This window comes from Trinickia violacea (genome assembly GCF_005280735.1).
GTDB lineage: Bacteria > Pseudomonadota > Gammaproteobacteria > Burkholderiales > Burkholderiaceae > Trinickia_A > Trinickia_A violacea.
Window position 1 is genome coordinate 1,911,628 of the sequence record NZ_CP040078.1, and the last position, 24,546, is coordinate 1,936,173.

The window sequence follows — 24,546 nt, forward strand, 5'->3', positions numbered from 1 at the left end:
CGATGGGCCGCAAATCGCTGACCCGGGCGCTTTCCGTCTGGGCGAACGGCACCCGGATCGGCGTCTGGCGGATTCCCCCGCGTGGCCCCATGGAGCTGCAATACGACGACGCGTGGCTCGCGTCGCCGGCAGGGCGTCCGCTGTCGCTGTCGCTGCCGTACAGCCCGAACAACCTGCCGCTGCGCGGCGACGCGGTACTCAACTATTTCGACAATTTGCTGCCGGATAGCGAAGCGATCCGCGCACGCATCGCGAGCCGTTTCAGAACAGCGTCGGCCGATACCTTTGACTTGCTGCAAGCGATCGGGCGCGATTGCGTCGGGGCGGTGCAGCTGCTCGACGAGGAGGAAGCGCCGCACGACGTCGCGAGCATCCGCGGCACGCCGCTCACGGAAACGGACGTCGAAGCGCTACTTGGGCAAACCGTCAGCGGGCGGGCGCTCGGCGCGAGTGGCGTCGAGGGCGACGAATTCCGTCTGTCGCTCGCCGGCGCGCAGGAAAAGACCGCGCTCCTGTGGCATGGCGGCCAATGGATGCTGCCCCACGGCGCGACGCCGACGACACACATCCTCAAGCTGCCGCTCGGCCTCGTCGGCAACAAGCGGGCCGACCTCAGCACGTCGGTCGAAAACGAATGGTTGTGCTTGGAGATTCTCGCGGCGTACGGCTTGCCGGTGGCGCGCGCGGAGATCGAGACATTCGGCGCGCAGAAAGTGCTGAGCGTCGAGCGCTTCGATCGCCGCCTGCACGAGTCGAAAGCGTGGTGGCTGCGCCTGCCGCAAGAGGATTTTTGCCAGGCGCTGGGCGTGCCGCCGTATCGGAAGTACGAAGTCGACGGCGGGCCGGGCATGCGCGATATCGCGCAGATTCTGCGCCGCTCGGAGCGCGCAGAGACGGACATCGAAACGCTGGTGGCGGCGCAGATCGTCTTCTGGATGCTCGCCGCACCGGATGGCCACGCCAAGAATTTCAGCCTGCATTTGCTGCCGGGCGGGCGCTGCCGCCTGACCCCGCTTTATGACGTGATGTCGATTTGGCCGGTCGAAGGCGACGGGCCGAGCCAGTGGTCGTGGCACAAGGCGAAGCTCGCGATGGCGATCGAGGGCAGGAGCAAGCACTACGCGATGAAGGAGATTCAGCGCCGGCATTTCAACGCGATGGCGCCGAAGTGCTTCTACGGACACGATGCCGAGCCGATCATCACACGTTTGATCGAAGCGACGCCCGGCGTGATTCAGGCGGTCGCGGCGCGCTTGCCGGCCGCGTTTCCGCTCAAGGTCGCCGAGCGGATTTTCAAGGGCTTGCAGGCTTGCGCCGAGCAACTCGATGCGGCGCCGGCGTGAAGCAGGGGATGTCTTAGCGCCTGTTATTGGTGTGAACAGGCACTAGCAAGCTAGCGCCGACGAGACGCCGCCAAGGCGCCTGCTCGCGAAGTGCGCCCTGAGCGCGTCACTTCCGCTGTTCGTCGCTGGCAGCGGCAGCCGGCACTTCCTCGTGCATCGCCGCGCAAACCGCATCGGCAAAACGCTGCAGTGCCGGCAGCGAGCCACACACGCTGTGATACGTTTCGCGGCCGATGCGTGCGTCCACCAGGACTTGCATGCCCGCTTTCGTCGCAATTTCAAGAATGTCCATTTTCGCCTCCCCAACAGGCTGTTGGTTATCAGCTTTGCGACGCCGACTGAGCGTTTGGCATTGATGGCTTTTGGATCGGCGCGATTCCAATGAATCGCGGCAAAAGCTCAGTCGGCACCCCCCTCGCTGATTATTATTTGGCGCTTGCCGCCAATTGCGTGTGCGATAAAGGATGCATTGATCTCGCAAATCGAATCGCAAGTAATTTTCACGCCTGTGTATTTTCTCGCGCTTCTTCTTGCCGGGAATGTGCGGCCGCGCACAGGCCGATGTTCCCAATGTCTGCTATCCCGCTTAACACCCGCAATGGCTTGCACCATCTGCCCCTCGCGCCACATCACCGCTTCAGCGCAACCCCCGTATCCCCGTTTTGTTTGCTGCTTATATACGACGAATTCTAGGTGTCGGACTTAGCGCAAACAACACGATTTAGAGTAACGGATTCCCGTAAATGTTAACCCACCGCACGTTTTCACCGATAGGGCTTACGAGATCGGAAATCCGCGCGGCGCTTATTCTTTTTAACGGTGCGATTCGCAGAAAACTTTAGATTAGGGGAATTGCGTAGTCTGGTGTCCGCAGTCCCCAATCAGCCCGTCTTGCGCACCGGCGGGAAATGCCGCTTGCCCGATCCCGGCGTGAGACGCCGGAAGCGCTCCTTCTTGTGCTCCTCGTCGAAGTGCGCAAGCGACGTCTTGACGAGGTCGCTGCGCGAAACGATGCCGGCGAGCCGCATCGTCTCCCGGTCTGCGACGACCGGCAACCGCTCCAAGCCGTGCACCGCGAGGCGGGTGGCGACGGCGCGGCACGATTCGCTCACGAGCGCGACCGGCATCGAACGGCCGGCGAACGCGTCGGCGACGCGCGTGTCGGGGCCCAAGCCGTCCGCGCCGTCTTGCAGCACAAGCAGACTTTCGCGATCGGCGATACCCGCCAGCACGCCTTCGCGCACGACGGGGTACGCGCGATGCGTCTGCATCGGGCCGAAGAACGCGATCAGCGCTTCGCGCACCGTGAGGTTGCCGTCGATCGTCTGCACCGAGCGCGTCATGACTTCATCGACATAGTGGCGCTCGAGTGGATCGACGCCGTATTCGCGGTAGATGTGATAACCGCGGCGCGCGATCTTCTCGGTCATGATCGAGCGGCGCATCACGACGGTCGCGAAGCCGTGTGCGACGAGCGTCGCGGCGAGCAGCGGCAGCATCGCGTTGACGTCGTGCGTGAGACCGAACGCGAATATGATCGCGGTGAGCGGCGCGCCGAGCGTGGCGCCGAGCGTCGCGGACATGCAGACGAGCGGCCACAGCGCAGGCTCGCCGCCCGGCAGCACATGGCCCAGCACGACGCCGAGCCCCGCGCCGAGCATCAGAAGCGGGGCGAGCACCCCGCCCGACGTGCCCGAGCCGAGCGCAATCACCCAGATGATCGCCTTCACGACGAGGATCGCCACGGCGATCTGCAGCGGCAGATTCTGATGCAGCAGGTCGCCGATGACGTCGTACCCGACGCCGAGCGCGCGCGGTTCGAGGAAGCCGCCGATGCCGACCACGATTCCGCCGAGTGCCGGCCACCACATCCAGTGGATGGGGAGCTTGTGGAACCAGTCTTCGACTTGATAGAGCGCCGCCGACAAGCCCGAGGCCAGCGCGCCGCACAAGAGCCCGGCGATCACGCAGGAAACGAGCGACGCGGCGCCGGGCGCGGCCGTTTGCAGCGGAAACAGCGGGCCGGTGCCGAAGAATAGGGCGCGCGCGAAGCCGGCGACCGCGCAGGCGAGCGCGACCGGCAGGAAACTGCGCGGGCGCCATTCGAAGAGCAGCAATTCGACGGCCAGCAGCACGGCGGCGACCGGCGTGCCGAAGACCGCCGTCATGCCCGCCGCCGCGCCCGCCACGAGCAGCGTCTTGCGTTCGGCCGACGTGAGCTTGATGAATTGCGCGAGCAGCGAGCCGAGCGCGCCGCCGGTCATGATGATCGGGCCCTCGGCGCCGAACGGGCCGCCGCTGCCGATCACGATGCCCGATGACAGCGGCTTGAGCACGGCGACCTTCGGCGACATGCGGCTCTTGCCGAACAGGATCGCTTCGATGGCTTCGGGAATGCCGTGGCCGCGAATCTTCTCGGACCCGAAGCGCGCGATCATTCCGACGACCAAGCCGCCCGCCGCGGGGATGAGGATGACCCAAGGGCCGAGCTTATTGAGCGCGGGCGAATGGTCGGCGATCGAGAACGTGCCGAAGAAGAACAGATTCGTAAACAGATGAATCAGATCGAGCAGCACGACCGCGGCGATCGTGCTCATCACGCCGATGACTGCCGCCAGCGCTGAGATGCCCGGAAGGCGGGCGTTGACGGAGAAATCCCGTTTGTGGGAGTCGAAGTGCGTGTCCATTTCAATAATCGATTTGAGGAACCTTGAATGCGCCTTCGAGCGACTTCAATTCGGCGCGATGCAGTTCGGCGAGTCGAGAAAGCAATTTCTCGCCGGTTTTTTGCAGATGAACTTCGACTTGGCGGCGGTCGGCTTCGCTGACCTTGCGCCTGACGAGATCGAGCGCCTCGCAGCGCGACACCAGCGCCACGACGCCGTGATGCTGCGCTTGCAGGCGTTCCGCGAGCTCGCCGATGGTGGCCCACTCGCGGCCGGGGTAGCCCTTCACGTGCAACAGCAGCAGATACTGCAAAGGCGTAATGCCTTCGCTCTGCGCGGCTTGCTCGGAAAAGCGCTCGAAGCGGCGCATTTGATAGCGGAATTCGGATAGCTGTTCGAAATCCGCTTTGTCGAGACCGTTGCGGGTGGGCGCTTTCATCGTAGGGTCGGCAGGAAAAATGGAAAGCGTGAATAATATCACGGTGTGATATAAATGGCCGCAAACGCCCTATTTATCAAGAGGCTAGAGCTTATAACCGGGCCTGCCGCGATCTGCGCGGCGCGCCCATCAGGCGGCGCGCCGCGCCTTGGCTTGCTCCTGGCGATAAAGACCCGAGATCAAATCCGCTTGCGTGATCATCCCAGCCAGACGCTGATAGGTGTCGAGTACCGGAATGTGATGATGCCCGGAGTTCGCGAAGATCGGAATCAGTTCGGAGATGGGCGTGCCGACATTGACGGTGCAGACCGCCGTGGTCATCAGCTCGCCGACTACGGGTGCCGGGACCGTGCTGCGCTTGAACCAGCGCACGAGCGGCAGCTTCGGTCGCGACGGGAGGCCGAACGCGCGTTTCTCGACGAGGTTCGCGCGCGTCACGATGCCGACGACGTGCTGCGTATCGTCGGTGACGGGCAGCGCCTTCACTTGATGACGCCTGAGCAGGCTCCACGCCGCCGCAGCCCGCGTGCCGCGCGAGACGGACACCACATTGCGCGACATCACGTCGGCGCAGGTCAGCTCGCTCGCGCTGCGCGCGTAGGCGAGCATTTGCGCCTCGTGCAGCAGCGATTCCAGGTCGTCGTGATCGATGTCGAGCAGCTCGCCGCGCCGCTTCACGAGGGCTTCCAGCTCGGCGCGCGTGATGCCGGTATTGGCGGCTCCCGGACGGACGGCCCCCGCATTACCGGCCCCTTTATCGTCGGCATGCTGGCGCCCCGCGTGCGGATAGCGGTGCCCCGTGACGGCGTGATAGACGAGGGCGGATGCCAACAGCGCGGCCGATTGGATGGCGATCGGCTCGAGCACGAAGCGAAAGCCGAGCGCATGCACGGCCGGGCCGCCGAGCACGGCGGTCAGCGCGACTGCGCCCGAGGGCGGATGCACGCAGCGCAGCGCAAACATCGCACTAATCGCCAGCGCGACGGCCAAGGCGGCGGCGGACACGGGGTCGGCAAGCCAACCCGCGCAAGCGACGCCCACCGTGGCGGAGACGAGATTGCCGCCGATGATCGACCACGGTTGCGCGAGCGGGCTCGCCGGCACGGCGAACAGCAGCACGGCTGAAGCGCCCATCGGCGCCACCAGCAAGGGAATGCGCGTGTCGGGCCCGAGCAGGACATGCATGGAGATGCCGGTCACGGCGATGCCGATCAGCGCGCCGATACAGGAGCGCAGGCGCTCCTGCCATCGGACGGAAACCGGACTGGGAGTGAAGCTGACGAACCAGCGAGCGAGGGCGGAGCGGGACAAGATCTGACCAGTGATTGAAACGAGGTGGACGATGCGCCAACGGGGTCACACCTTAAGGTCAAACCCTCGGGAAGCGAAAGAACGAGTTCTTATGATTATATTTCATTGTGATATAAAACGGCGCATCGCCTTGTGCACGCTACGTGATGAGCGGTATTTGCAAACGCTCATCAAACACTCGTCAACCGCTCATCAACCGTAGTGGCAGACGTAATCGAGCGTCTCGACGACTTCGATATCGAAGCTGCTGTTGCCCGGCACGTCGAACGATTGGCCGGCGCCATATTCACGCCATTCGCTCTCATCCGTCAGACGAATGCGGCAACGTCCGCGCGTCACGTCCATTCTCTCCGGCGCTTGCGTCGAAAATTTCAGCGTCGAGGGGAAAATCACCCCTAGCGTTTTGCGGCTGCCGTCGCCGAACAGTACCGTGTGAGACACACACTTGCCGTCGAAGTACGTGTTCGAGAGCTTGAGGACCGACACGTTGTCGAATTGCGTTGCGCTGGTCATGCGTGAGAGTTCCTTTGGTCGTTGGTGCCGGAGAGGGTCTTCGCCGGCAGAGGTGCATGATAACCAGCATCCGCGCCGGGCCACGCTTCCTTATTGTCATTCTTCAATTGCCGCATTACGATTTCTGACAATTGAGTCAGCATGATAATTACATTTAAATTACTGACAAATTTGCCATTCTCGCGCCAGCAAGGCGTTGGGGCTGCGGCTCTACGATAGTCACCGAATCACCGGAAGATGCGCGCAAGACTGCCTCTGTTCGCTCCTGCTCGAACGTGGCGATTGCCGTATGATGCGGCCGCATGGGGCTTGAAGCGGCCCTTGCGCGTTGCCGACGCCCGCTGCCGTACACCACTCGCCGTGGTGCGCCCAACGGCTATTCACGCGTTTTTCGTTCCGGCGTTTCGTGCGAGTTATCTGCGCGTAATTTGTGTTCAGCCGGCGTAAAACGTAGCGCACACGTTTTATCCCTGGCGATTCCACTTCCTTTCTGAATATTGCGGGCGCGTATCAATGTGGATTGTTAACGTTGCGCTTAAACGGCCATACACGTTCATCGTGATGGCCATATTGATATTGCTGGCGACGCCGTTCGTGCTGATGACGACCCCCGTCGACATCCTGCCGGACATCAACATCCCGGTCGTCAGCATTATCTGGAACTACACGGGTCTGTCCGCCGAGGACATGGCGAACCGGATCACCTCGGTCAACGAGCGCAGCCTGACCACGACCGTCAACGACATCGAGCACATCGAGTCGCAGTCGCTGCCGGGCATCGCGATCATCAAGATCTTCCTGCAGCCGACCGCCAACATCCAGACCGCGATCGCACAGACCGTCGCGATCGAGCAAGCGCAATTGAAGCAGATGCCGCCGGGCGCCACGCCGCCGCTCGTCATCAGCTATTCGGCGTCGAGCATCCCGGTGATTCAGCTTGGGCTTTCAAGCCCGAAAGAGTCGGAGCAGCAGCTCAACGACACGGCGCTCAACTTCCTGCGTCCGCAGCTCATCACGATTCCCGGTGCCGCCGTGCCGTATCCGTACGGCGGCAAATCGCGCCTGATCTCGGTCGACCTCGACACGCGCGCGCTGCTCGCCAAGGGCCTGACGCCGATCGATGTCGTCAACGCCGTCAACGCGCAGAACCTGATCCTGCCGACCGGCACCGCGAAGATCGGCGCGAAGGAATACACGATCGACATGAACGGCTCGCCTGCGACAGTGGCGGGCCTGAACGACATTCCCGTGCGCACGGTCAACGGCGCGACGACCTACCTGCGCGAAGTGGCCCACGTGCGCGACGGCTTCTCGCCGCAGACCAACGTGGTGCGCCAGGACGGCCATCGCGGCGTGCTGATCTCGATCCTGAAGAACGGCAGCGGTGCGTCGACGCTCTCGATCGTGGGCGCGCTGCGCGACCTTCTGCCGGGCGCGAAGGCGGCGCTGCCGCCGGATCTGAACATCACGCCACTGTTCGATCAGTCGGTGTTCGTGAAGGCGTCGATCGCGGGCGTGATCCGCGAAGCGCTGATTGCCGCCGCGCTGACCGCCGCGATGATCCTGCTGTTCCTCGGCAACTGGCGCAGTACCTGCATCATCGCGATTTCGATCCCGCTGTCGATCTTGTCGTCGCTGCTCGCGCTGCATGCGCTCGGGCAGACGATCAACATCATGACGCTCGGCGGCCTCGCGCTCGCGGTCGGGATACTGGTCGACGATGCGACGGTGACGATCGAAAACATCGAGCGGCACCTGCACATGGGCACCAATCTGCACGACGCGATTCTCGAGGGCGCGGGCGAAATCGCGATTCCGGCACTCGTCTCGACGCTGTGTATCTGTATCGTGTTCGTGCCGATGTTCTTCCTGACGGGCGTCGCGCGCTATCTGTTCGTGCCGCTCGCCGAAGCGGTGGTGTTCGCGATGCTCGCGTCGTACATCCTCTCGCGCACGCTCGTGCCGACGCTCGCGCTCTTGCTGATGGGCCACGCGCACAAGCCGAAGGACGGCACGAAGCCGAACGTCTTCATGCGGCTCTATCACCGCTTCGATCAGCGCTTCGAGACCATGCGCGCGGCCTACATCGTGATTCTGTCCACGCTGCTCGTGCGCCGCCGGATGTTCTCGACGGTGTTTCTCTCGTTCTGCGTCGTGTCGCTGGGCCTTGTCTTCGCGCTCGGCCGCGATTTCTTCCCGACCGTCGACGCGGGCGACATCCGCATGCACATGCGCGCGCCGACCGGCACGCGGATCGAGGAAACGGCGCGCCTCGCCGACGACGTCGAGCACGTCATCCGGCAGGTGGTGCCGCCTAAAGAGCTGCACACGATTCTCGACAACCTCGGGCTGCCGTATAGCGGCATCAATCTGTCCTACAGCAACGCGGGCACGATGGGCACGCTCGACGGCGAGATCCAGGTCGCGCTGAACGAGGACCACCAGCCGACGCAGGGCTATATCGACAAGCTGCGCGCGGTGCTGCCCGAGCGCTTCCCGGGCGTCGAGTTCTTCTTCCAGCCCGCCGACATCGTCACGCAGATCCTGAACTTCGGCCTGCCCGCGGCGATCGACGTGCAGATTACCGGCGCGGACCAGCGCGGCAATTTCCAGGTCGCGAGCAATCTGCTGAAGCAGGTGCGGATGATTCCCGGCACGGTCGATACGCACATCCAGCAGAAGCTCAATGAGCCGACCATTCATCTCGACATGGATCGCACGCGCCTCCAGCAATTGAACCTGAGCGCGGCCAACGTCGCGCAGAACGTGCTGATTTCGCTGTCGGGCAGTTCGCAGACGGCGCCGGCGTTCTGGTTCAACAACCGCAACGGCGTCGAGTACAACGTTGCGGTCCAGACGCCTCAATACCAGGTGTCGTCGATCGACGAGCTGCTGCGCACGCCGGTTGCCGCGCCCGCCGGCGCCGGACCGGCCCAGTCGACGCAATTGCTCGGCAACCTCGTGCAAGTGTCGCCGCGCAATGAATTCGCCGAAGTGACGCACTTCAACATCCGGCCTACCATCGATCTCTACGTGAGCGTGGAAGGGCACGATCTCGGCAGCGTCGCGGTGCAGGTCAACAAGCTCGTCGACGAGGCGCGCGCGCAACTGCCGCGCGGCAGCACGATCGTGATGCGCGGCCAGGTACAGACGATGCGCAGCTCCTATATCGGGCTCGGCGTCGGCGTGGCGATGGCGATCGTGCTCGTGTATCTGCTGATCGTCGTGAACTTCCAGTCGTGGATCGATCCGCTCATCATCGTGAGCGCGCTGCCGGCGGCCTTGGCGGGCATCGTCTGGATGCTGTTCCTGACGGGCACGCACCTGAGCGTGCCGGCGCTGACGGGCGCCATCATGACGATGGGTGTGGCGACCGCCAACAGTATTCTGATGGTCGCGTTCGCGCGCCAGCGGCTCACGGCCGGGGCGCCGCCATTGACGGCGGCGCTCGAAGCGGGCGCGAGCCGGATTCGTCCGGTGCTGATGACGGCATTCGCGATGATCATCGGCATGATCCCGATGGCGCTCGGTCTCGGCGAAGGCGCGGAGCAGAACGCGCCGCTCGGCCGCGCGGTGATCGGCGGTCTGCTCTTCGCGACCGTTTCCACGCTCTTTTTCGTGCCGCTCGTGTTCGCCGGCATTCATGGCCGCCTCGCGCGCCGCCTTGCGAAGGCGGAAGGTGACAACCCCAGCGGCGACACGCACGCTTGAAGCAACGAATGACTCTGGTTGACTGACATGACAGAAAAAACGCATGCATCCCTTGCGATTCCCGCACGAGAAACGGTGGACGGCCATCAGCTGCCGCCGCGCACCCGGGAGTGGAAGCGCGCGAAGATCGCGATCGTCATCGTGCTGCTCTTGCTCGCGATCGGCGCGCTGCGCACGGTGGTCTCGAACATCATCAACAACCGCACGGTCGCGGCCGTCACGGTGCAGAACGCGAAGCAGTACGTGAACGTCGTGGTGCCGAAGCAGACCGACGGCGGCGGCGATACGCTGCTGCCGGGCACGTTGCGCGGCTTTGTCGAGTCGCCAATTTATGCGCGCGCAAACGGTTATCTGCTGCACTGGTATGTGGATATCGGCGCGCACGTGAAGCAAGGGCAGTTGCTCGCGGACCTCGACACCCCTGAAATCGATCAGGAACTCGCGCAAGCCGTCGCACAGCGCGACCAGACGAACGTCAGCCTCGGCCTCGCGAAAACATCGTACGAACGCTGGCAGCAATTGCGCCAGCGCGACGCGGTTTCGCAACAGGAGCTCGACGAGCGGCAGAGCGCATACAACCAGGACGTCGCGAATCTCGCCGCGGCAAACGCCAACGTGCAACGTCTGCAGCAGCTCGAGTCGTTCAAGCGGATCGTCGCGCCGTTCACGGGCGTGATCACGCAGCGCAACGTCGATGTCGGCGACCTGATCGACGCGGGCAGCGGCACGAGCCGCGCGCTGTTCGCGCTCGCGCAGGCGGACCCGCTGCGCGTGTACGTGCAGATGCCGCAGGCGTACTCGCAGAACGTGAAGGTCGGCATGCAGGTGGTGGTGACGCAAGCCGAGCTGGCAGGCCAGCCATTCCACGGGACGATCACGCACATTGCCGGCGCGATCGACGTGCCGACCCGTTCGCTGCAGCTCGAAGTGACGCTGCCGAATCCGGACGGCAAGCTGCGCCCGGGCGCCTATGTGCAGGTGGCGGTGCCGTCGACCGAGCACGCGCGGCTGCTCGTGCCGGATAACGCGCTCTTGTTCCGTGCCGAAGGGCCGCGTCTGGCGGTCGTCGATGCGAACGGCGAGGTGCATCTGCGCAAGATCGTGATCGCGCAGGACCTGGGACAGAACCTCGAAATCGAAAGCGGCATCGAGCCGACCGACAAGGTGATCGTGAACCCGAGCGATTCGATCTCGGACGGCGACCACGTGACGATCGCGCCCGCTTCGACCGACAAGGAGCTGTCGTGATGCGCGCACGCCGCTTCGTGGCACCGCGATTGCCGCATTTGCCGCGTGTGCCGCATTTGCCTGTTAGGCCGCCGCTCGGCGCGGTCGCGGCGTTGTGCGCGGTGACGCTCGCGGCCTGCACGGTCGGGCCCGATTACAAGGCGCCGCAGACCGAGGCGCCTGAAGCGTGGCGCACCGATTCGTACTGGCGCGTCGCCACGCCGTCGCATGCGCCGCTCGCGCTCGACTGGTGGCAGATGTACGGCGACTCGACGCTCAACGACCTCGAAACGCAAGCGCTCGCGCAGAACCAGACGCTCGCCGCGGCGGTCGCGCACTACGAGCAGGCGAAGGCGACGCTCAAGTTCACGTCGGCGCAGCAGATTCCCGAAGTCGATTTGTCGGGGCAGGCCGATCGCCTGAAGATCTCGCGCAACCGCCCGGTGAGCTCCTACACGGTGCCGAATCAGTCGACGGTGCAGAACCAGCTCCAGCTCGGCCCGTCGATCAACTACGACACCGATTTGTTCGGCCGCATCCGGCGCGAAGTCGAGGGCGCGAAAGCGTCGGCCGAGCAGTCGCGCGACGATCTCGCGAACGCGCGCCTCGTGCTCACGACTGACCTCGCCACCGACTACTACTCGCTGCGCGAACTCGATGCCGAAATCGACGTGCTGAACCAATCGGTGGTGCTGCAGCAAAAGGCGCTCGACTACGTCAATTCGGAGCATGAGTTGGGCTCGGTGTCCGGGCTCGATGTCGCGCAGCAGCAATCGGAGCTCGATTCGACGAAGGTTCAGGCGACGCTGCTCATCAACACGCGCGCGCAGTTCGAACACGCGATTGCGGCGCTCGTCGGCGTGCCGGCGCCGCAGTTCTCGATCGAACCGAAGGTGCTGGCGATGACGGTGCCCGCGATTCCGCTCGGCGTGCCGAGCGATCTGATGCAGCGGCGTCCTGACATTGCGTCTGCGGAACGCTCGATGGCGGCGGCGAATGCGCAGATCGGCGTGCAGAAAGCGGCGTTTTTCCCGAGCCTGACGCTGACGCCGGGCATCGGCTGGGAGAGCACGAATTTCGCGAGCCTGCTGAGCGCTCCGAGCCTGTTCTGGACCATCGGCGGCACGGTCGGCCAGGTGCTGTTCGACGGCGGGCGGCGCGCGGCGAACGTGAAGTTCGCGAGCGAGGGCTATCAGGCGGCGGAGGCGACGTATCGCCAGACGGTGTTGAATGCGTTCCAGCAGGTGCAGGACGGCGTGACCGGCTTGTCGGTGCTCGACGATGCGTCGAAGCAATCGCATGCTGCCGTGGGCGATGCACAGAAGCTGCTGCAGCTCGCGAACGATCGCTATTCCGGCGGCCTCGTCGCGTATCTGAACGTGATCGACGCGCAGCAGTCGCTTTTGACGAGCGAGCGCCAGGACGTGCAGATTCACGGGCAGCAAATGACGCTTTCGGTGGCGCTCGTCAAGGCGCTCGGCGGCGGGTGGGACGTGAAGGCGCCCGACGCCGGGAATCCTTCGCAGGCGGCGAAGCCGGATGAAGCGCAACGCACGGCGGCGCTTCCGCAGAATTAATCGATTCGGAAGCGCCGGAATTGACTGAAGTGCAAAGCGAGGCGGCTAGCGTAAGACGCCAAGTGTCAGGAGAGCAGAAGGAGAGAGACACTGCGTTTCATATAATCAAATAGCGCAGACGAGGGATACGCAATGAAATTACTGATCGTGGAAGACGAGCACAAGGTCGTCGATTACCTGCGCTCCGGTTTGACCGAGCAGGGCTGGGTGGTGGATGTCGCGATGGATGGCGAAGAGGGCACGCATCTCGCGATCGAGTTCGACTATGACGTCATCGTGCTCGACGTGATGCTGCCCAAGCGCGACGGTTTCTCCGTGCTGAAATCGTTGCGCGCACACAAGCCGACGCCGGTCATCATGCTGACCGCGCGCGATCAGATCAACGACCGCGTGCGCGGCCTGCGCGAAGGGGCGGACGACTATCTGACCAAGCCGTTCTCGTTCCTCGAACTGGTCGAGCGTCTGCATGCGCTCGCGCGGCGCACGCGCTCGCAGGAATCGACGCTGATCTCAGTGGGCGATTTGTATGTCGATCTGATCGGCCGCCGCGCGAGCCGCGATGGCGTGCGGCTCGATCTGACCGCCAAGGAATTTCAGTTGCTCTCGGTGCTCGCGCGCCGGCAGGGCGATATTCTGTCGAAGACGGCGATCACCGAGCTCGTCTGGGACGTGAATTTCGACAGCCACACCAACGTCGTCGAAACGGCCATCAAGCGCCTGCGCGCGAAGCTCGACGGCCCGTTCCCGACCAAGCTGCTGCACACGGTGCGCGGCATGGGCTACGTGTTGGAAGTGCGCGAAGAGGCAGAGACGTGAACCACCCCCACGCTCACTATCGTCCGCTGCCCCCCGAGGAGGCATCGTCATGAACCCTTCGATCGCGCGGCGGCTGGCGATGATGTTCGCGCTCGTCGCGCTCTTTGTGTTCGCGCTCGTCGGCACCTGCCTCTACCTCGTGCTGCGTACGCAACTCCATAACCACCTGCGCGAATCGCTCGACGATCGCCGCGAGATCGCGCAGCTCATCGTCACGCATTCGGTGACGCCAGAAAAATGGAAGATGGCGCGCGAAAAGCTCGCGGACATGACGCCGCGCGACGGCAGCACGCAGTATTCGGTGACGAGCTCCGATCCGCATTTCCACTACGGGCATCCGGTCACCGGGACTGAATTGTCGGAATGGATTCCCGGCTATAAGAAGATACGCCCTGCGGGCCACGGCGCAGCGGACATGCTCGTCAACACGACGACGATTCCGGCGAGCGGCGTGCGTCCGGACGTGCAACTGCAAGTCGCCGCGTCCTGCTTGCCGAACACACGGACGCTGCGCGTCTTCGGCTTCGCATTGACCGCGCTGGTCGGGCTCGGCACGCTCGGAGTGCTGTTGCTGAGCCACTGGGTGGCGAAGCTCGGGCTCGCGCCGCTCACGCGCCTGACGCGCGATGCGCAGGCCGTCAGCCCGAACAACCGCTCGCAGCGGCTCGATGCGCGCTCGCTGCCGCATGAATTGAACGATCTCGCGAACTCGTTCAACGGCGCGCTGGAACGGCTCGATGTCGCGTATGGGCGGCTGGAATCGTTCAACGCCGACGTCGCGCACGAATTGCGCACACCGGTCACGATCCTGATCGGCCAGACCGAAGTCGCACTGACCGCGCGCAATCGCTCGATCGAAGATTTGCGGCATACGCTGCAATCGAATCTCGAAGAGTTCGAGCGCATGCGCGGCATCATCAACGACATGCTGTTCCTCGCGCGCGCCGATCAGGGCGAGCGGGCGACGGGGCTCGTCGAGGTGTCGCTGGCGGCGGAGGTGGGGCGCACGCTCGACTATCTCGAGATGCCGTTCGACGAGGCGCAGGTGCGGGCCGTATCGCACGGCGACGCGCGGGCGCCCGTCAATACGTCGCTGTTTGGGCGCGCCTGCACGAATCTGCTCATGAACGCACTTCAGCACTGCACGGATGGCATGACCGTGACGGTGACGCTCGCGCGGCACAACGAGCATGTGCACATCTCGGTGGCGAACCCCGGCGAGCCGATCGATCCGGCGGCGTTGAGCCATTTGTTCGACCGCTTCTACCGTGTCGAGGCGTCGCGGACCAACAGCCGCGAGAACCACGGGCTCGGGCTCGCGATCGTGAAGGCGGTCGCCGAGATGCACGGCGGCACGGTGTACGCGGCGAGCGCAGGCGGGATCAATACGTTCGGCTTTTCGGTGGCGGCGGGAAGTGCGGAGCCGCGCGAGCCGGAACGCGAGAAGAGGGAGATCTCGGTGCCGAGGGCAGCGCCGAGCGCGGCGGTCGAGTTGGCTGCGACCGCTACGAACGCGCGCAGACTTGGCGCGCGCTCGGGGCGCTGATCCAGCCGCGAGTTCGACCGCTCATCTCAGTTCGAGCGAAACGAAGCTGCGCGCGTTGTCGCGCTGGATCAGCAGCGCGACTTCCCTTCCTGCCTTGGCCGCAAGCGCAGCCACCTCCCGCTGCGAACTGACCGGCGTGCCGTTGAGCGACAGGATGATATCGCCGGGCTGAATGCCCGCGTTTGCGGCGGCGCCGAACACGCCGTCCACGATCAAGCCGCGTGCGACGCCCGTTGCGCGCAACTCCGCCGCCGTCATCGGATGCGCGACCAAGCCGAGGCGGTCTCCCGCGCCGGCGTCGCTTTGCCGAGGACCCAGGTCCTCGTCAGCCGCGCTTGCGCCGCTGCCGACCACGATCGTCATCGGCCGGCGGTTGCGGATCAGCTTGAGCGCCATCTTGCCGCCCGTCTGCGGGTCCGCGAGGCGATCGACGAGATCGGCGGCGCGATCGATCGGCTGGTCGCCGACTTGCACGATGACGTCGCCCGGCTTGAGGCCGCTCGTGGCAGCCGGCGTCCCGGGCTCGATGGCGGTGACGAGTGCTCCCGCCGCCTGCTGCAAGCCGAATGCGCCGGCCAAACCGGGGTCGACGTCCTGCGCCTCGACGCCGAAATCGCCTCGCGAAACCATCTTGCGCTGCGTCCGCAACTGCGCGCGCACCTTGTTCGCCAAGTTGATCGGAATCGCGAACGTGAGGCTCTGGTAGCGCTCCGTGTCGGCGTAAATCTGCTCGTGGATGCCGACCACTTCGCCCGCGCGATTGAAGATCGGACCGCCCGAGTTGTCGGGATTGATGGAGACGTCGGTCTGGTAAAACGGAAAGTTGGCGCCGTTCGGCGTCACGTGCGCGGTGGAGCTGACGATGCCGTTCGTCACGGTGTTGTCGAAGCCGTAGGGCGCGCCGATCGTCAGCACCGGTTCGCCGACACGCACGCGGGACGAGTCGCCGAGCTTGACCACGGGCAGCCGCGCGGCTTCGATCTTGATGACCGCGACGTCGTTCTGGAGGTCGGCCACCAGCACCTTGCCTTTGAACTGGCGCTTGTCGGTCAGCGTGACCGTCACTTCGTCGACGGAATCCACCACGTGGGCCGTCGTCAGAATGAAGCCGTCCGGGCTGACGATGAAGCCGGACCCGCTGCCCGAGATCGCGCGCGGCGGGCTGTTTTGCGCATCCGTCCACGTGGCAGGCGCGCCGCGCCTGAAGAACGCGGTGAACGGATCGTCGGGATCGATCGGCGTGGGCGCTTGCGCCGACGCCGGCTGATCCGGGCCCGCCGTGCTGATGTTCACGACGGCTGGCCCATAACGTTCGACGAGGGTCGGGAAGTCGACTTGTGCCGCCGCGTTGACGCTCGTCGCTCGCATCTCTCTCGCAGGCGCGGGCGATGGGGGCATCCCAGGTGCCGGCGCGGCGCCCGCGGCGAGCGCGGTCGCGTGCATGCAGGAACATCCGGAGACAGCGAAAGCCATCACGGCGGCGTGAAGCCAGGTGCGGAAGCGGGGCGAATGGAACACAACACACCTCCAAGGTGGTCGTATGCCGGGAGCCTGGCGCCACACGTATTGGGCACCGGTGGGCTGACAAGCACGGTGGCTGAATTATTTCGCGCACCGTCGCCGTCGACTGTGATGCAGCACACCGAGGCGGTAGAAAATTTATTCGATGTGCGCAACAAAGCCCGATTGATCCGGTGCGAATTCGGGGCGCAACGTGAGTGCCGGAATCTCGTACGCCCCGGCGTTCTGCGGGCGATACGGAATCGGCGTCGTGGTCGCGAGCGCATCGAGCCGCTTGCCGAGCGCGTCGCTGATCTCTGCGTAGCGCGCTTGGTCGATTCGACCGGTCCGGTACACGACGAACGGCGGCAATACGTCGAAGCCCGGGTAATAGAGGACGCCGTGCTGAATCGGAAACAGCACGTCGTCGATCGGGCCGTTGATGCCGCGCGCGCTGTAGTGAGACTCCCATCCGCCCGTCGTGACGACGAGCATCGCGCGCTTGCCGGCCAGCATGCCTTCGCCATAGCGGTCGCCCCAGCGTGCCTCGGAGTGTTCGCCGACGCCATACCCGAAGCCGTATGCGTAGACGCGCTCGACCCAGCCCTTCAGGATCGCCGGCATCGAGAACCACCACAGCGGAAACTGCAGGATGACGGCATCGGCCCAGCGCAGCTTGTCCTGTTCGCGTGCGATGTCGTCGCTCTGCAGCCCATGCTCGAACGCGTGCTTGGAGTCGAGCGAGGGATGGAAGCGCTCCTCGGATACGCGGTGCGTGCTGTCGTTCGCGTCGAGCGTGGTTTTCCAATTCATCGCGTACAGATCGGAAACCTGCACGGTGTGTCCGGCATTTTCGAGGCGCTTCACTGTGAAGTCTTTGAGCGAGCCGTTCAATGACTTGGGTTCGGGATGGGCATAGACGAGCAGAACATTCATGGTTGGAACTCCGTGGTTTCCGTTGCTGAACGGAAGCAGAGTAGGCCGTCTCCAGGTATATTAAAAATGAATATTCAGAATTACAGGTATTGCCATGATTAATTTAAGACGGCTGGACCTCAATCTGCTCGTCACGCTCGATGTGCTGCTGTCGGAGCACAACGTGACTCGCGCGGCGGAGCGCCTGAACTTCTCGCAACCGTCGGTGAGCGTGCATCTTGCGAAGCTGCGGGATATCTTCGGCGACCCGCTGCTGCTGCCGGGCCCGCGCGGCATGCGGCCGACCGCGCGCGCCGAGGCGCTGCGCGAGCCTTTGCGCGAAGCATTGGAGGCGGTGGAGCGGGCGGTGTCGCCGGTCAGCGCGTTCGATCCCTCGGAGGCTACGCATACTTGGCGCGTCGCGGCGACGGACTATGGCGAGTCGACGATCGTGCTGCCCGCGTTGAGCCGCTTGCGCATGGCTGCGCCCGGAGCGCGGCTCGCCGTCCTCGAGCTGGCTCCGCCGCGCATCGCCAAGCAAGCGGAGCAGGGGGAGATCGATCTGGCGTTCCATACCACCGAGGGCGCGCCGCCAGGCCTGCGCAGACTGCCGCTTTTTACGGAGCGCTATGTGCTGGTCTGCCGCGCCGGTCATCCGCGCTTGAAACGAAAGCCGACGCTCGCGCAGTTCTGTGCGCTCGATCATGTGATCGTCTCGCCCGACGGCGGCGGTTTTTACGGCGTAACGGATGAAGCGCTTGCTGAAGCCGGTCTCTCGCGCCGAGTGGTGCTCTCGGTCCCGCACTTTCTGTTCGTCATGTCGGTGCTGGCGAGCACCGATCTCGTCGCGATGCTGCCTGAGCGTCTCGTGCGCGACGTGAGCGCGCTGAGGGTTTTCGAAGCGCCGGCAGAGGTGCCGGGCTACGAGATGTCGATGCTCTGGCACGAACGTTCGCATCGCGATCCCGCGCATCAATGGCTGCGCGAGCAGATCGCTGATTCGGTGTGACGCGCGGACTTCGTACCCATCTCGCCGTGTCCCATTGACGACCACTTGGCTCGCCGCGCGGGCGCCGGCGAGCGAAAAGGCGCTGCCGTCTTCCCTAACAAAATATCAGTCAATCCTTACACGACTTTCGCTGTAGGGATGTGCGGCTCAAGCCGTTTACCCAGCAAAGAGAAAAGATATGAGAGACGAGGTTGCTTTGCCTTAAGCAATCGCTTCAACGAGGGCTCTAGCCATTAACGTTAGGACACGGAACCATGAGCCACTTCACGCAAACCATCAGATTCAAGATCATTCTCGCGCTCGGTGTTTGCGGAATCCTTCTGCTCGCGACAGGGCTCTTCGGCATTTCTGGGCTCTCCAAACTGAATGTGAATCTGATCGGAACCTATTCTGGAAACGTCCTTCCCCTCGCGAATCTTGCGGAAATCCAAGCGGCGCAACTCGAAATCCGAGTCAAGCTCAGGACGATGCTGGAGGCCAAGACGGCCGACGGCATGGCCAAGCCGCTCTCCAAGGTGGAGGGCTACATGGCGACCATCGATAAAAAGTGGCCCGACTACTACCCGTCCGGCGTGTCCAACGATACCGAGCGTGCCGTCGCGGATAAGATCGCGCACGATCTCGTGACGTTCAAATCGCAGGTTGCCGATCAGATGGCAGCGCTCAAGTCCGGCGATCTCGAGAAGGCCGGCAACTTGATCAATGCGGGGACCGAAATCTCCGAGTCTTTGCACGAATTGATCAGCCAAGACATCAAGATCAACGTCGACGAGGCGAAGCAGTTCGTGGACGACAGCGAGTCCACCTTCGACAGGCTGCTGTGGACTGCGATCGGTTTGGTGATTGCCGGCGTCGTCGTGGTCGTCGGCGCGTCGGTGTATCTCTTGCGCGCGATCTCGAAGCCGCTCGGCAAGGCCGTGGACATCGCCAATCACATTGCCTCCGGAAGGCTCGACAACGATATCGCCGTCGACGAGAAGGGCGAGTTCGGCATGCTTCTCGAGGCGCTGAAGAGAATGGAGCAGCAACTCGGCGATACGGTGCGCGGCATCCGGACGGCGACGGAATCGGTCACCGTCGCGTCGCGCGAAATCGCGAGCGGCAACACCGATCTGTCGGCGCGCACGGAGGAGCAGGCGGCGTCGCTCGAAGAAACCGCGTCGAGCATGACGCAATTGACGGAGACCGTGAAGCAGAATGCCGATAACGCGCGGCAGGCGAATGCGCTCGCAGTGAGCGCGACCGACATGGCCGATACGGGCAACGATGCCGTGCAAGGCATGGTGACCACGATCGGGCAGATCAGCGGCAGCTCCAGCAAGATTTCCGAAATCACGGGCGTGATCGAGGGCATCGCGTTCCAGACCAACATCCTCGCGCTCAACGCGGCAGTGGAGGCGGCTCGCGCCGGTGAACAGGGGCGCGGTTTCGCGGTGGTCGCGAGCGAGGTCCGCAGTCTCGCGCAACGCTCGGCTGCGGCCGCGAAGGAAATCAAGGAGCTGATCGGCTCGTCGGTCGCGATGATCCACGACGGCGCACAACAGGCTTCCGAGGTTGGCGAGACCATGGGCCGCGTCAAGCAGGCGATCAAGCAGGTGTCCGACATCGTCGGAGAGATTGCTGCCGCTTCCGAGGAGCAGAGCACCGGCATCGAGCAGGTCAATCAGGCCGTCACGCAAATGGACGACGTGACGCAACAAAACGCGGCGCTCGTCGAACAAGCGGCAGCGGCGGCGCAATCGCTCGAAGAGCAGGCGCTGAAATTGGGCAGCATGCTGGCGGTATTCAAACTCAGCGAAACGGGCGTGGTTCCGGTGCGGGCCGACGTTGTGCCCGGCAAGCCGCGCGTGGCGAGTGCGAGTGTGCCGCCGTTGCGTCGTCCGGCGCCGGCCGCAAAGGTCGCGGTTGCTGCGCCGAAGCGGGCTGCACCCCGCGCCATTGCGGCACCCGCACCTGCAAGCGAACCCGCTCTCGCAAACGACGACTGGCAATCGTTTTGATTGGACCTGAATACGGCGCGTTCGAGCCTCACTTAGTCACGTCACTTAGTCACGTCACTAAGCGAGCATCGAGAGGCTCGAACTCGAGTCGGGCCTCCGCCGCCGCGCGAGGTGAATGCCTGCGAGCATGCAGCGCACGGAGCCGCCCGCCATTTCGATGGTCGGCACATCGAGCGGCAGGAGCTGCGCCGACCGCTCGATCAGCTTGCGCTGACGCGGCGAAAGGCATTCGAACGCGCGCCGCGAGAGCGCCAGCACGCGGCCATCGCGGCCCGACAGCTCCAGCGCGTTGCCCGCGAAGCTCGCGATCTGCGCGTTGTCGAGCGCGATCACGGTGCGGCCCGTTTCGGCGAGACGCCGGTGAATCTCGTCGCGCCGCGCCGCGTCGACGATCAGATCGAAGCCGACCAGCGCGAACTCTGTCGCGACGCTCATCATCACGTTGGTGTGATAGATCGGCTGGCCGTGGGCGTCGGCAGTGTCGAAACAAATCGGCTCGAAATTGAAGTGGGTGCAGAAGCGCTCGAGCGCGACCGGATCGGCGCGGCGCGAACGCGCCGTGTAGGCGATGCGCGCGATGTGATCGAGCACCATCGCGCCCGTGCCTTCCAAAAAGACGTCGTCGTATTCGAGGCCCGAGTAGTCGATGACGTCTTGCACGCGGTACTCCGCCTTCAGCATCTCGATGATGTCGGCGCGCCGCTCGCGCCGGCGGTTCGCGCTGTGCATCGGATAGAGCGCGACGTGACCGCCCGGATGCGTCGAGAACCAGTTGTTCGGAAACACCGAGTCGGGCGTGCCGTTTTCGCCGTGGTCGTCGAACACGTGGACGCGAACGCCTGCCGCCGTTAGCGCACGCGCGGCCGCGCTGACTTCGTCGCGCGCCGCTGCGGCGAGCGACGCGGTCTCAATCGCATCCGCCGCCACGGCCGTGCGCTGAAACGCGTTGTCGGCAGCGGTTTCGGGGTTGGGAAGGAAACCATGCGGCCGGATCATCACGACGGCGGCAGGGGCTTGAATCGAGAGCAGACTCATGTTCGGCAACGGATCAGCGGTAAAGGAAACGGCACGTCGGGACGGGCGCTCGATCTCAGCGATCGAATGCATACGATTCGGCGGGAGCGGGGGCCGCGCTCGATGTTCCCGACGCGCTGGGCGCGCCGATCAGCGCGAACAGGTTCTTCGGATCGGCGGCGGGCGGGATCAGCGCAATCTCGACGCCGGCCTGGTGCCCCAGCGCGAGCGCGTAGAGGTAGCGAAGCGCCGAATAATCCTCGAGCGCGAACCCGACCGAATCGAAAATCGTGACTTGCGTCGCGTTTTCGCGGCCGGCGGCCACGCCGCGCAGCACGCGCCACAGCTCGGTGACGGGGAAGTCAGCGGGAAGCTGCTGGATGTCGCCTTCGATGCGCGTCTGCGGCTCGTACTCGACGATCACGCGGCCCATGCGCAACACGTCCGCATGCAGCTCGGTCTTGCCCGGGCAATCGCCGCCGACCGCGTTCAGATGCATGCCGGGCTCGATCATGTCCGGCGTGAGGATGGTCGCGTAAGCCTTGTCCGCGGTGACGGTCGTGACGATGTCGGCGCCGCGCACGGCGTCGGCGGTCGAGGCTGCGCGCACGATCTTGAGCGCCGGATACGCCGACAGGTTGCGCACGAGCTTGTCGGTCGCGCGCGGGTCGACGTCGAACAGGCGGATTTCGTCGATGCCGAGCAGCGTGTGAAACGCGATCGCTTGGAACTCGCTTTGCGCGCCGTTGCCGATCAGCGCCATCTTGCGCGCCTCGGGGCGCGCGAGCGCCTTCGCGGCGAGCACGGACGTGGCCGCCGTGCGCAGCGCCGTGGTCAGCGTGAGTTCGGCGAGCAGCAGCGGATACCCCGTGCCGACTTCGGCGAGCGCGCCGAATGCCATCACGGTATGAATGCCGCGTTCTGCGTTGATCGGGTGGCCGTTGACGTATTTGAACGCGAACAGCTGCGAGTCGGCGACCGGCATCAGCTCGATGACGCCGTCGCGTGAATGGCATGCGACGCGCGGCGATTTGTCGAAATCGCTCCATCGAAGATAGTCGACGCGCAGGGTGTCGACGAGTTCGCCGAGAAAGCGCGGCACGCCGATGCGGGCGACGAGGCGGCTGGTGGCGGGGACGTCGAGGAAGCGGGTCATGGGATGTCTCCAGTGGGTGCGCGGCTTCGAATGCCGCGGGTTGGAAGCATTATTCCCAGGAGCCCGGCCAACAAAAAGCCAGCAAACCTGGCAAATTCATCGATAGGATTGGCAAATTGATGGATCAAAATAGCATTTTGTGCAATCGATGCTGGCATGACGGCTCAAACGGCCTCAAGCTGCGGCTTTTCATGAATTCAGGCAGGGATGTCCTTCCATGATCAATCTCGACGACGTCGACCGTCAGCTCATCGCCTTGCTGCGCGATAACGCGCGCGTGCCGGTGGTGACGCTCGCCAAGCAGTTGAAGGTCGCGCGCGCGACGGTGCAGAACCGGTTGACGCGTTTGGAGCAAAGCGGTGTGATCGTCGGCTATACGGTTCGCTTGAAGCCGGCGGCGGAAGCGCATCGGATTCGCGCGCTGATGTCGATCGCGGTGCAGGGCAATCGCGCGCAGGAGGTCGTCAAGGTGCTGCGCGGGTATCCGAATGTCGCGACGATACACAGCACGAACGGGCGCTGGGATCTCGTTGCGGAGCTGCAGGCGGATTCGTTGGAGAACTTCGATCGCGTGCTCGGCGCGATTCGGTTGATCGACGGGATTGCGAATACGGAGACCAGTATTTTGTTGTCGACTCATAAGGTGTGAGGGGGGAGCGGCCTCCGGCATGACCGGGGGCCGCTCCGCCTGCCTGCAAAAACCTAAACCCTGCCTACCGACTCAAAATCTGCAGACCGGCGGTGGTTTGCGCCGTTGCGTGCGTGTAGAGGTCGAGGCCGCCCACATAGCCATCGCCCTCGTCGGCCACGTAAAGCGTGTTCGCATCGGCTCACCTCACCGTCTCACGCGCGGCGCACCTTGGTTCGAGTTGCGCGCGAGTTCGACGAACGCGTGCAGATAGTCGATCGACGCATCGGCCTCTCGCGTGCCCAGAAAGATCTGCTTCGCGATCCCCTCGCGCCCGAGCTTCACGCTCGTCACGGGCATACGGTCCGCGTACTCGTCGGCGAGCCAACGCGGCAGCGCGGCCACGCCGCGATCGCTTGCGACCATCTGCAACATGATGTCGGTGGTCTCGATCGTCTTGTGGCGGCGCGGCACCACGTTCGCCGGCCGCAGAAACTGATTGTAGATATCGAGCCGGTCGGTCTCGACCGGGTAGGTGATCAGCGTTTCGTCGACGAGCTGCTCCGGCTTCACGTAACGAACATTCGCGAAACGATGCCGTTCGGAGACCACGAGCACCTGCTCATAGTCGAACACGGGATCGAAGCGCAAACCCGGACGCATGAGCGGATCGGGCGTGACGAGCACGTCGATGTCGTAGCCGAACAGCGCGCCGATGCCGCCGAACTGAAAGCGCTGCTTCACATCCACGTCGACGTCGGGCCAGCGCGCCAGATACGGCGACACGACCTTGAGCAGCCACTGATAGCACGGGTGGCACTCCATGCCGATGCGCAGCGTGCCGCGCTCGCCGGCGGCGTACTGCTTCATCCGCGCTTCGGCCTGCTCGAACTGAGGGAGCAGCCGGTTGGCGAGCGAGAGCAGGTATTGCCCCGCTTGGGTGAGCCGCAGGCTTCGTCCTTCACGATCCCAGATCGGGGTGCCGAGCTGCTGCTCGACTTTCTTGACGGTATGGCTGAGCGCCGACTGCGTGAGATGCAGGACCTCGGCCGCCGCCGTCAACGAGCCTTGACGCTCCACTTCACGAATGATGAGTAGATGAAACCGTTCCAGCATGGCAAAGACTCGCTAAGAGATGCGTGAATAAACTCGCATGAAGAAATCTAATGGATCAA

20 protein-coding genes are annotated in these 24,546 nt (G+C 64.2%); 9 read left to right on the forward strand and 11 right to left on the reverse strand.

Translation table 11 applies throughout. The features are described from left to right. Positions 1-2 precede the first annotated feature (2 nt). The gene (locus FAZ95_RS30755) at positions 3-1,343 is read left to right on the forward strand and encodes a type II toxin-antitoxin system HipA family toxin (protein ID WP_137336201.1); all 1,341 of its coding nucleotides are present in this window, start codon (positions 3-5) and stop codon (positions 1,341-1,343) included. A 106-nt stretch (positions 1,344-1,449) separates the two neighbouring features. Here the strand turns inward: FAZ95_RS30755 and FAZ95_RS30760 are convergent, their stop codons facing one another. The 5 genes from FAZ95_RS30760 to ppnP form a co-directional block, all read right to left on the reverse strand. Next, a complete protein-coding gene (locus FAZ95_RS30760; protein WP_137336202.1) occupies positions 1,450-1,635 on the reverse strand; it encodes a hypothetical protein in 186 nt (61 codons plus the stop codon). A 589-nt stretch (positions 1,636-2,224) separates the two neighbouring features. After that, a complete protein-coding gene (locus FAZ95_RS30765) occupies positions 2,225-4,030 on the reverse strand; it encodes a chloride channel protein (RefSeq protein ID WP_137336203.1) in 1,806 nt (601 codons plus the stop codon). A gap of 1 nt (position 4,031) precedes the next feature. Beyond that, positions 4,032-4,448, reverse strand: coding sequence for a MarR family winged helix-turn-helix transcriptional regulator (locus FAZ95_RS30770; RefSeq protein ID WP_137336204.1), 417 nt, complete (start codon positions 4,446-4,448; stop codon positions 4,032-4,034). 129 nt (positions 4,449-4,577) lie between these two features. Beyond that, positions 4,578-5,759, reverse strand: coding sequence for an HPP family protein (locus FAZ95_RS30775; RefSeq protein ID WP_137336205.1), 1,182 nt, complete (start codon positions 5,757-5,759; stop codon positions 4,578-4,580). Between the two features lie 192 nt (positions 5,760-5,951). Further along, positions 5,952-6,272 (reverse strand): pyrimidine/purine nucleoside phosphorylase, encoded by a 321-nt coding sequence (gene ppnP, locus FAZ95_RS30780; RefSeq protein ID WP_137336206.1) that lies wholly within the window; start codon positions 6,270-6,272, stop codon positions 5,952-5,954. A 513-nt stretch (positions 6,273-6,785) separates the two neighbouring features. On the opposite strand from ppnP, the gene FAZ95_RS30785 reads away from it, so the two are divergent. From FAZ95_RS30785 to FAZ95_RS30805, 5 genes are all read left to right on the forward strand, one after another. Next, on the forward strand, positions 6,786-9,983 hold the full coding sequence (locus tag FAZ95_RS30785) for an efflux RND transporter permease subunit (RefSeq protein ID WP_137336207.1): 3,198 nt from the start codon (positions 6,786-6,788) through the stop codon (positions 9,981-9,983). A 27-nt stretch (positions 9,984-10,010) separates the two neighbouring features. After that, positions 10,011-11,231, forward strand: a complete 1,221-nt coding sequence (locus tag FAZ95_RS30790; protein ID WP_137336208.1) for an efflux RND transporter periplasmic adaptor subunit — start codon at positions 10,011-10,013, stop codon at positions 11,229-11,231. After that, positions 11,231-12,787, forward strand: a complete 1,557-nt coding sequence (locus FAZ95_RS30795; RefSeq protein WP_137337682.1) for an efflux transporter outer membrane subunit — start codon at positions 11,231-11,233, stop codon at positions 12,785-12,787. The genes FAZ95_RS30790 and FAZ95_RS30795 overlap by 1 nt, the downstream gene beginning before the upstream one ends. Positions 12,788-12,919: 132 nt before the next feature. Further along, a complete protein-coding gene (locus FAZ95_RS30800) occupies positions 12,920-13,603 on the forward strand; it encodes a heavy metal response regulator transcription factor (protein WP_137336209.1) in 684 nt (227 codons plus the stop codon). A 49-nt stretch (positions 13,604-13,652) separates the two neighbouring features. Beyond that, positions 13,653-15,149, forward strand: coding sequence for a heavy metal sensor histidine kinase (locus FAZ95_RS30805; protein ID WP_137336210.1), 1,497 nt, complete (start codon positions 13,653-13,655; stop codon positions 15,147-15,149). Positions 15,150-15,170: 21 nt separating this feature from the next. Here FAZ95_RS30805 and FAZ95_RS30810 read toward each other — a convergent pair whose 3' ends face one another. Beyond that, entirely contained in the window at positions 15,171-16,592 is a 1,422-nt protein-coding gene (locus FAZ95_RS30810) for a trypsin-like peptidase domain-containing protein (protein WP_254700006.1), read from the reverse strand. 216 nt (positions 16,593-16,808) lie between these two features. Next, positions 16,809-17,585: an NAD(P)H-dependent oxidoreductase gene (locus tag FAZ95_RS30815; RefSeq protein ID WP_137336211.1), complete on the reverse strand. Its 777-nt coding sequence runs from the start codon at positions 17,583-17,585 to the stop codon at positions 16,809-16,811. 94 nt (positions 17,586-17,679) lie between these two features. On the opposite strand from FAZ95_RS30815, the gene FAZ95_RS30820 reads away from it, so the two are divergent. Both FAZ95_RS30820 and FAZ95_RS30825 read left to right on the forward strand, forming a co-directional pair. Continuing rightward, on the forward strand, positions 17,680-18,573 hold the full coding sequence (locus tag FAZ95_RS30820) for a LysR family transcriptional regulator (protein WP_137336212.1): 894 nt from the start codon (positions 17,680-17,682) through the stop codon (positions 18,571-18,573). A gap of 254 nt (positions 18,574-18,827) precedes the next feature. Beyond that, the gene (locus tag FAZ95_RS30825; RefSeq protein WP_137336213.1) at positions 18,828-20,573 is read left to right on the forward strand and encodes a methyl-accepting chemotaxis protein; all 1,746 of its coding nucleotides are present in this window, start codon (positions 18,828-18,830) and stop codon (positions 20,571-20,573) included. 57 nt (positions 20,574-20,630) lie between these two features. Here FAZ95_RS30825 and ctlX read toward each other — a convergent pair whose 3' ends face one another. Genes ctlX through FAZ95_RS39600 form a run of 3 tightly spaced genes read right to left on the reverse strand, consistent with a single transcriptional unit; the run spans position 20,631 to position 22,901 of the window. Then, positions 20,631-21,608, reverse strand: a complete 978-nt coding sequence (ctlX, locus tag FAZ95_RS30830; protein WP_137337684.1) for a citrulline utilization hydrolase CtlX — start codon at positions 21,606-21,608, stop codon at positions 20,631-20,633. Positions 21,609-21,663: 55 nt separating this feature from the next. After that, the gene (gene ocd / locus FAZ95_RS30835; protein ID WP_137336214.1) at positions 21,664-22,743 is read right to left on the reverse strand and encodes an ornithine cyclodeaminase; all 1,080 of its coding nucleotides are present in this window, start codon (positions 22,741-22,743) and stop codon (positions 21,664-21,666) included. Further along, positions 22,740-22,901 (reverse strand): hypothetical protein, encoded by a 162-nt coding sequence (locus tag FAZ95_RS39600; RefSeq protein ID WP_175425809.1) that lies wholly within the window; start codon positions 22,899-22,901, stop codon positions 22,740-22,742. Before FAZ95_RS39600 ends, ocd begins: the two co-directional genes overlap by 4 nt. Before the next feature lie 59 nt (positions 22,902-22,960). Here FAZ95_RS39600 and FAZ95_RS30840 point away from each other — a divergent pair, with 59 nt between their 5' ends. Beyond that, on the forward strand, positions 22,961-23,392 hold the full coding sequence (locus tag FAZ95_RS30840) for an Lrp/AsnC family transcriptional regulator (protein ID WP_137336215.1): 432 nt from the start codon (positions 22,961-22,963) through the stop codon (positions 23,390-23,392). Positions 23,393-23,578: 186 nt separating this feature from the next. Here FAZ95_RS30840 and FAZ95_RS30845 read toward each other — a convergent pair whose 3' ends face one another. Then, a complete protein-coding gene (locus tag FAZ95_RS30845; RefSeq protein WP_137336216.1) occupies positions 23,579-24,487 on the reverse strand; it encodes a LysR family transcriptional regulator in 909 nt (302 codons plus the stop codon). Positions 24,488-24,546 lie beyond the last annotated feature (59 nt).

Coding starts and splice junctions, on each gene's coding strand:
- FAZ95_RS30755 (WP_137336201.1), top strand. CDS start 3: ATGGGCCGCAAATCGCTGACCCGGGCGCTTTCCGTCTGGGCGAACGGC.
- FAZ95_RS30760 (WP_137336202.1), bottom strand. CDS start 1,635: ATGGACATTCTTGAAATTGCGACGAAAGCGGGCATGCAAGTCCTGGTG.
- FAZ95_RS30765 (WP_137336203.1), bottom strand. CDS start 4,030: ATGGACACGCACTTCGACTCCCACAAACGGGATTTCTCCGTCAACGCC.
- FAZ95_RS30770 (WP_137336204.1), bottom strand. CDS start 4,448: ATGAAAGCGCCCACCCGCAACGGTCTCGACAAAGCGGATTTCGAACAG.
- ppnP (WP_137336206.1), bottom strand. CDS start 6,272: ATGACCAGCGCAACGCAATTCGACAACGTGTCGGTCCTCAAGCTCTCG.
- FAZ95_RS30785 (WP_137336207.1), top strand. CDS start 6,786: ATGTGGATTGTTAACGTTGCGCTTAAACGGCCATACACGTTCATCGTG.
- FAZ95_RS30790 (WP_137336208.1), top strand. CDS start 10,011: ATGACAGAAAAAACGCATGCATCCCTTGCGATTCCCGCACGAGAAACG.
- FAZ95_RS30795 (WP_137337682.1), top strand. CDS start 11,231: ATGCGCGCACGCCGCTTCGTGGCACCGCGATTGCCGCATTTGCCGCGT.
- FAZ95_RS30800 (WP_137336209.1), top strand. CDS start 12,920: ATGAAATTACTGATCGTGGAAGACGAGCACAAGGTCGTCGATTACCTG.
- FAZ95_RS30805 (WP_137336210.1), top strand. CDS start 13,653: ATGAACCCTTCGATCGCGCGGCGGCTGGCGATGATGTTCGCGCTCGTC.
- FAZ95_RS30810 (WP_254700006.1), bottom strand. CDS start 16,592: ATGCACGCGACCGCGCTCGCCGCGGGCGCCGCGCCGGCACCTGGGATG.
- FAZ95_RS30815 (WP_137336211.1), bottom strand. CDS start 17,585: ATGAATGTTCTGCTCGTCTATGCCCATCCCGAACCCAAGTCATTGAAC.
- FAZ95_RS30820 (WP_137336212.1), top strand. CDS start 17,680: ATGATTAATTTAAGACGGCTGGACCTCAATCTGCTCGTCACGCTCGAT.
- FAZ95_RS30825 (WP_137336213.1), top strand. CDS start 18,828: ATGAGCCACTTCACGCAAACCATCAGATTCAAGATCATTCTCGCGCTC.
- ctlX (WP_137337684.1), bottom strand. CDS start 21,608: ATGAGTCTGCTCTCGATTCAAGCCCCTGCCGCCGTCGTGATGATCCGG.
- ocd (WP_137336214.1), bottom strand. CDS start 22,743: ATGACCCGCTTCCTCGACGTCCCCGCCACCAGCCGCCTCGTCGCCCGC.
- FAZ95_RS39600 (WP_175425809.1), bottom strand. CDS start 22,901: ATGCCAGCATCGATTGCACAAAATGCTATTTTGATCCATCAATTTGCC.
- FAZ95_RS30840 (WP_137336215.1), top strand. CDS start 22,961: ATGATCAATCTCGACGACGTCGACCGTCAGCTCATCGCCTTGCTGCGC.
- FAZ95_RS30845 (WP_137336216.1), bottom strand. CDS start 24,487: ATGCTGGAACGGTTTCATCTACTCATCATTCGTGAAGTGGAGCGTCAA.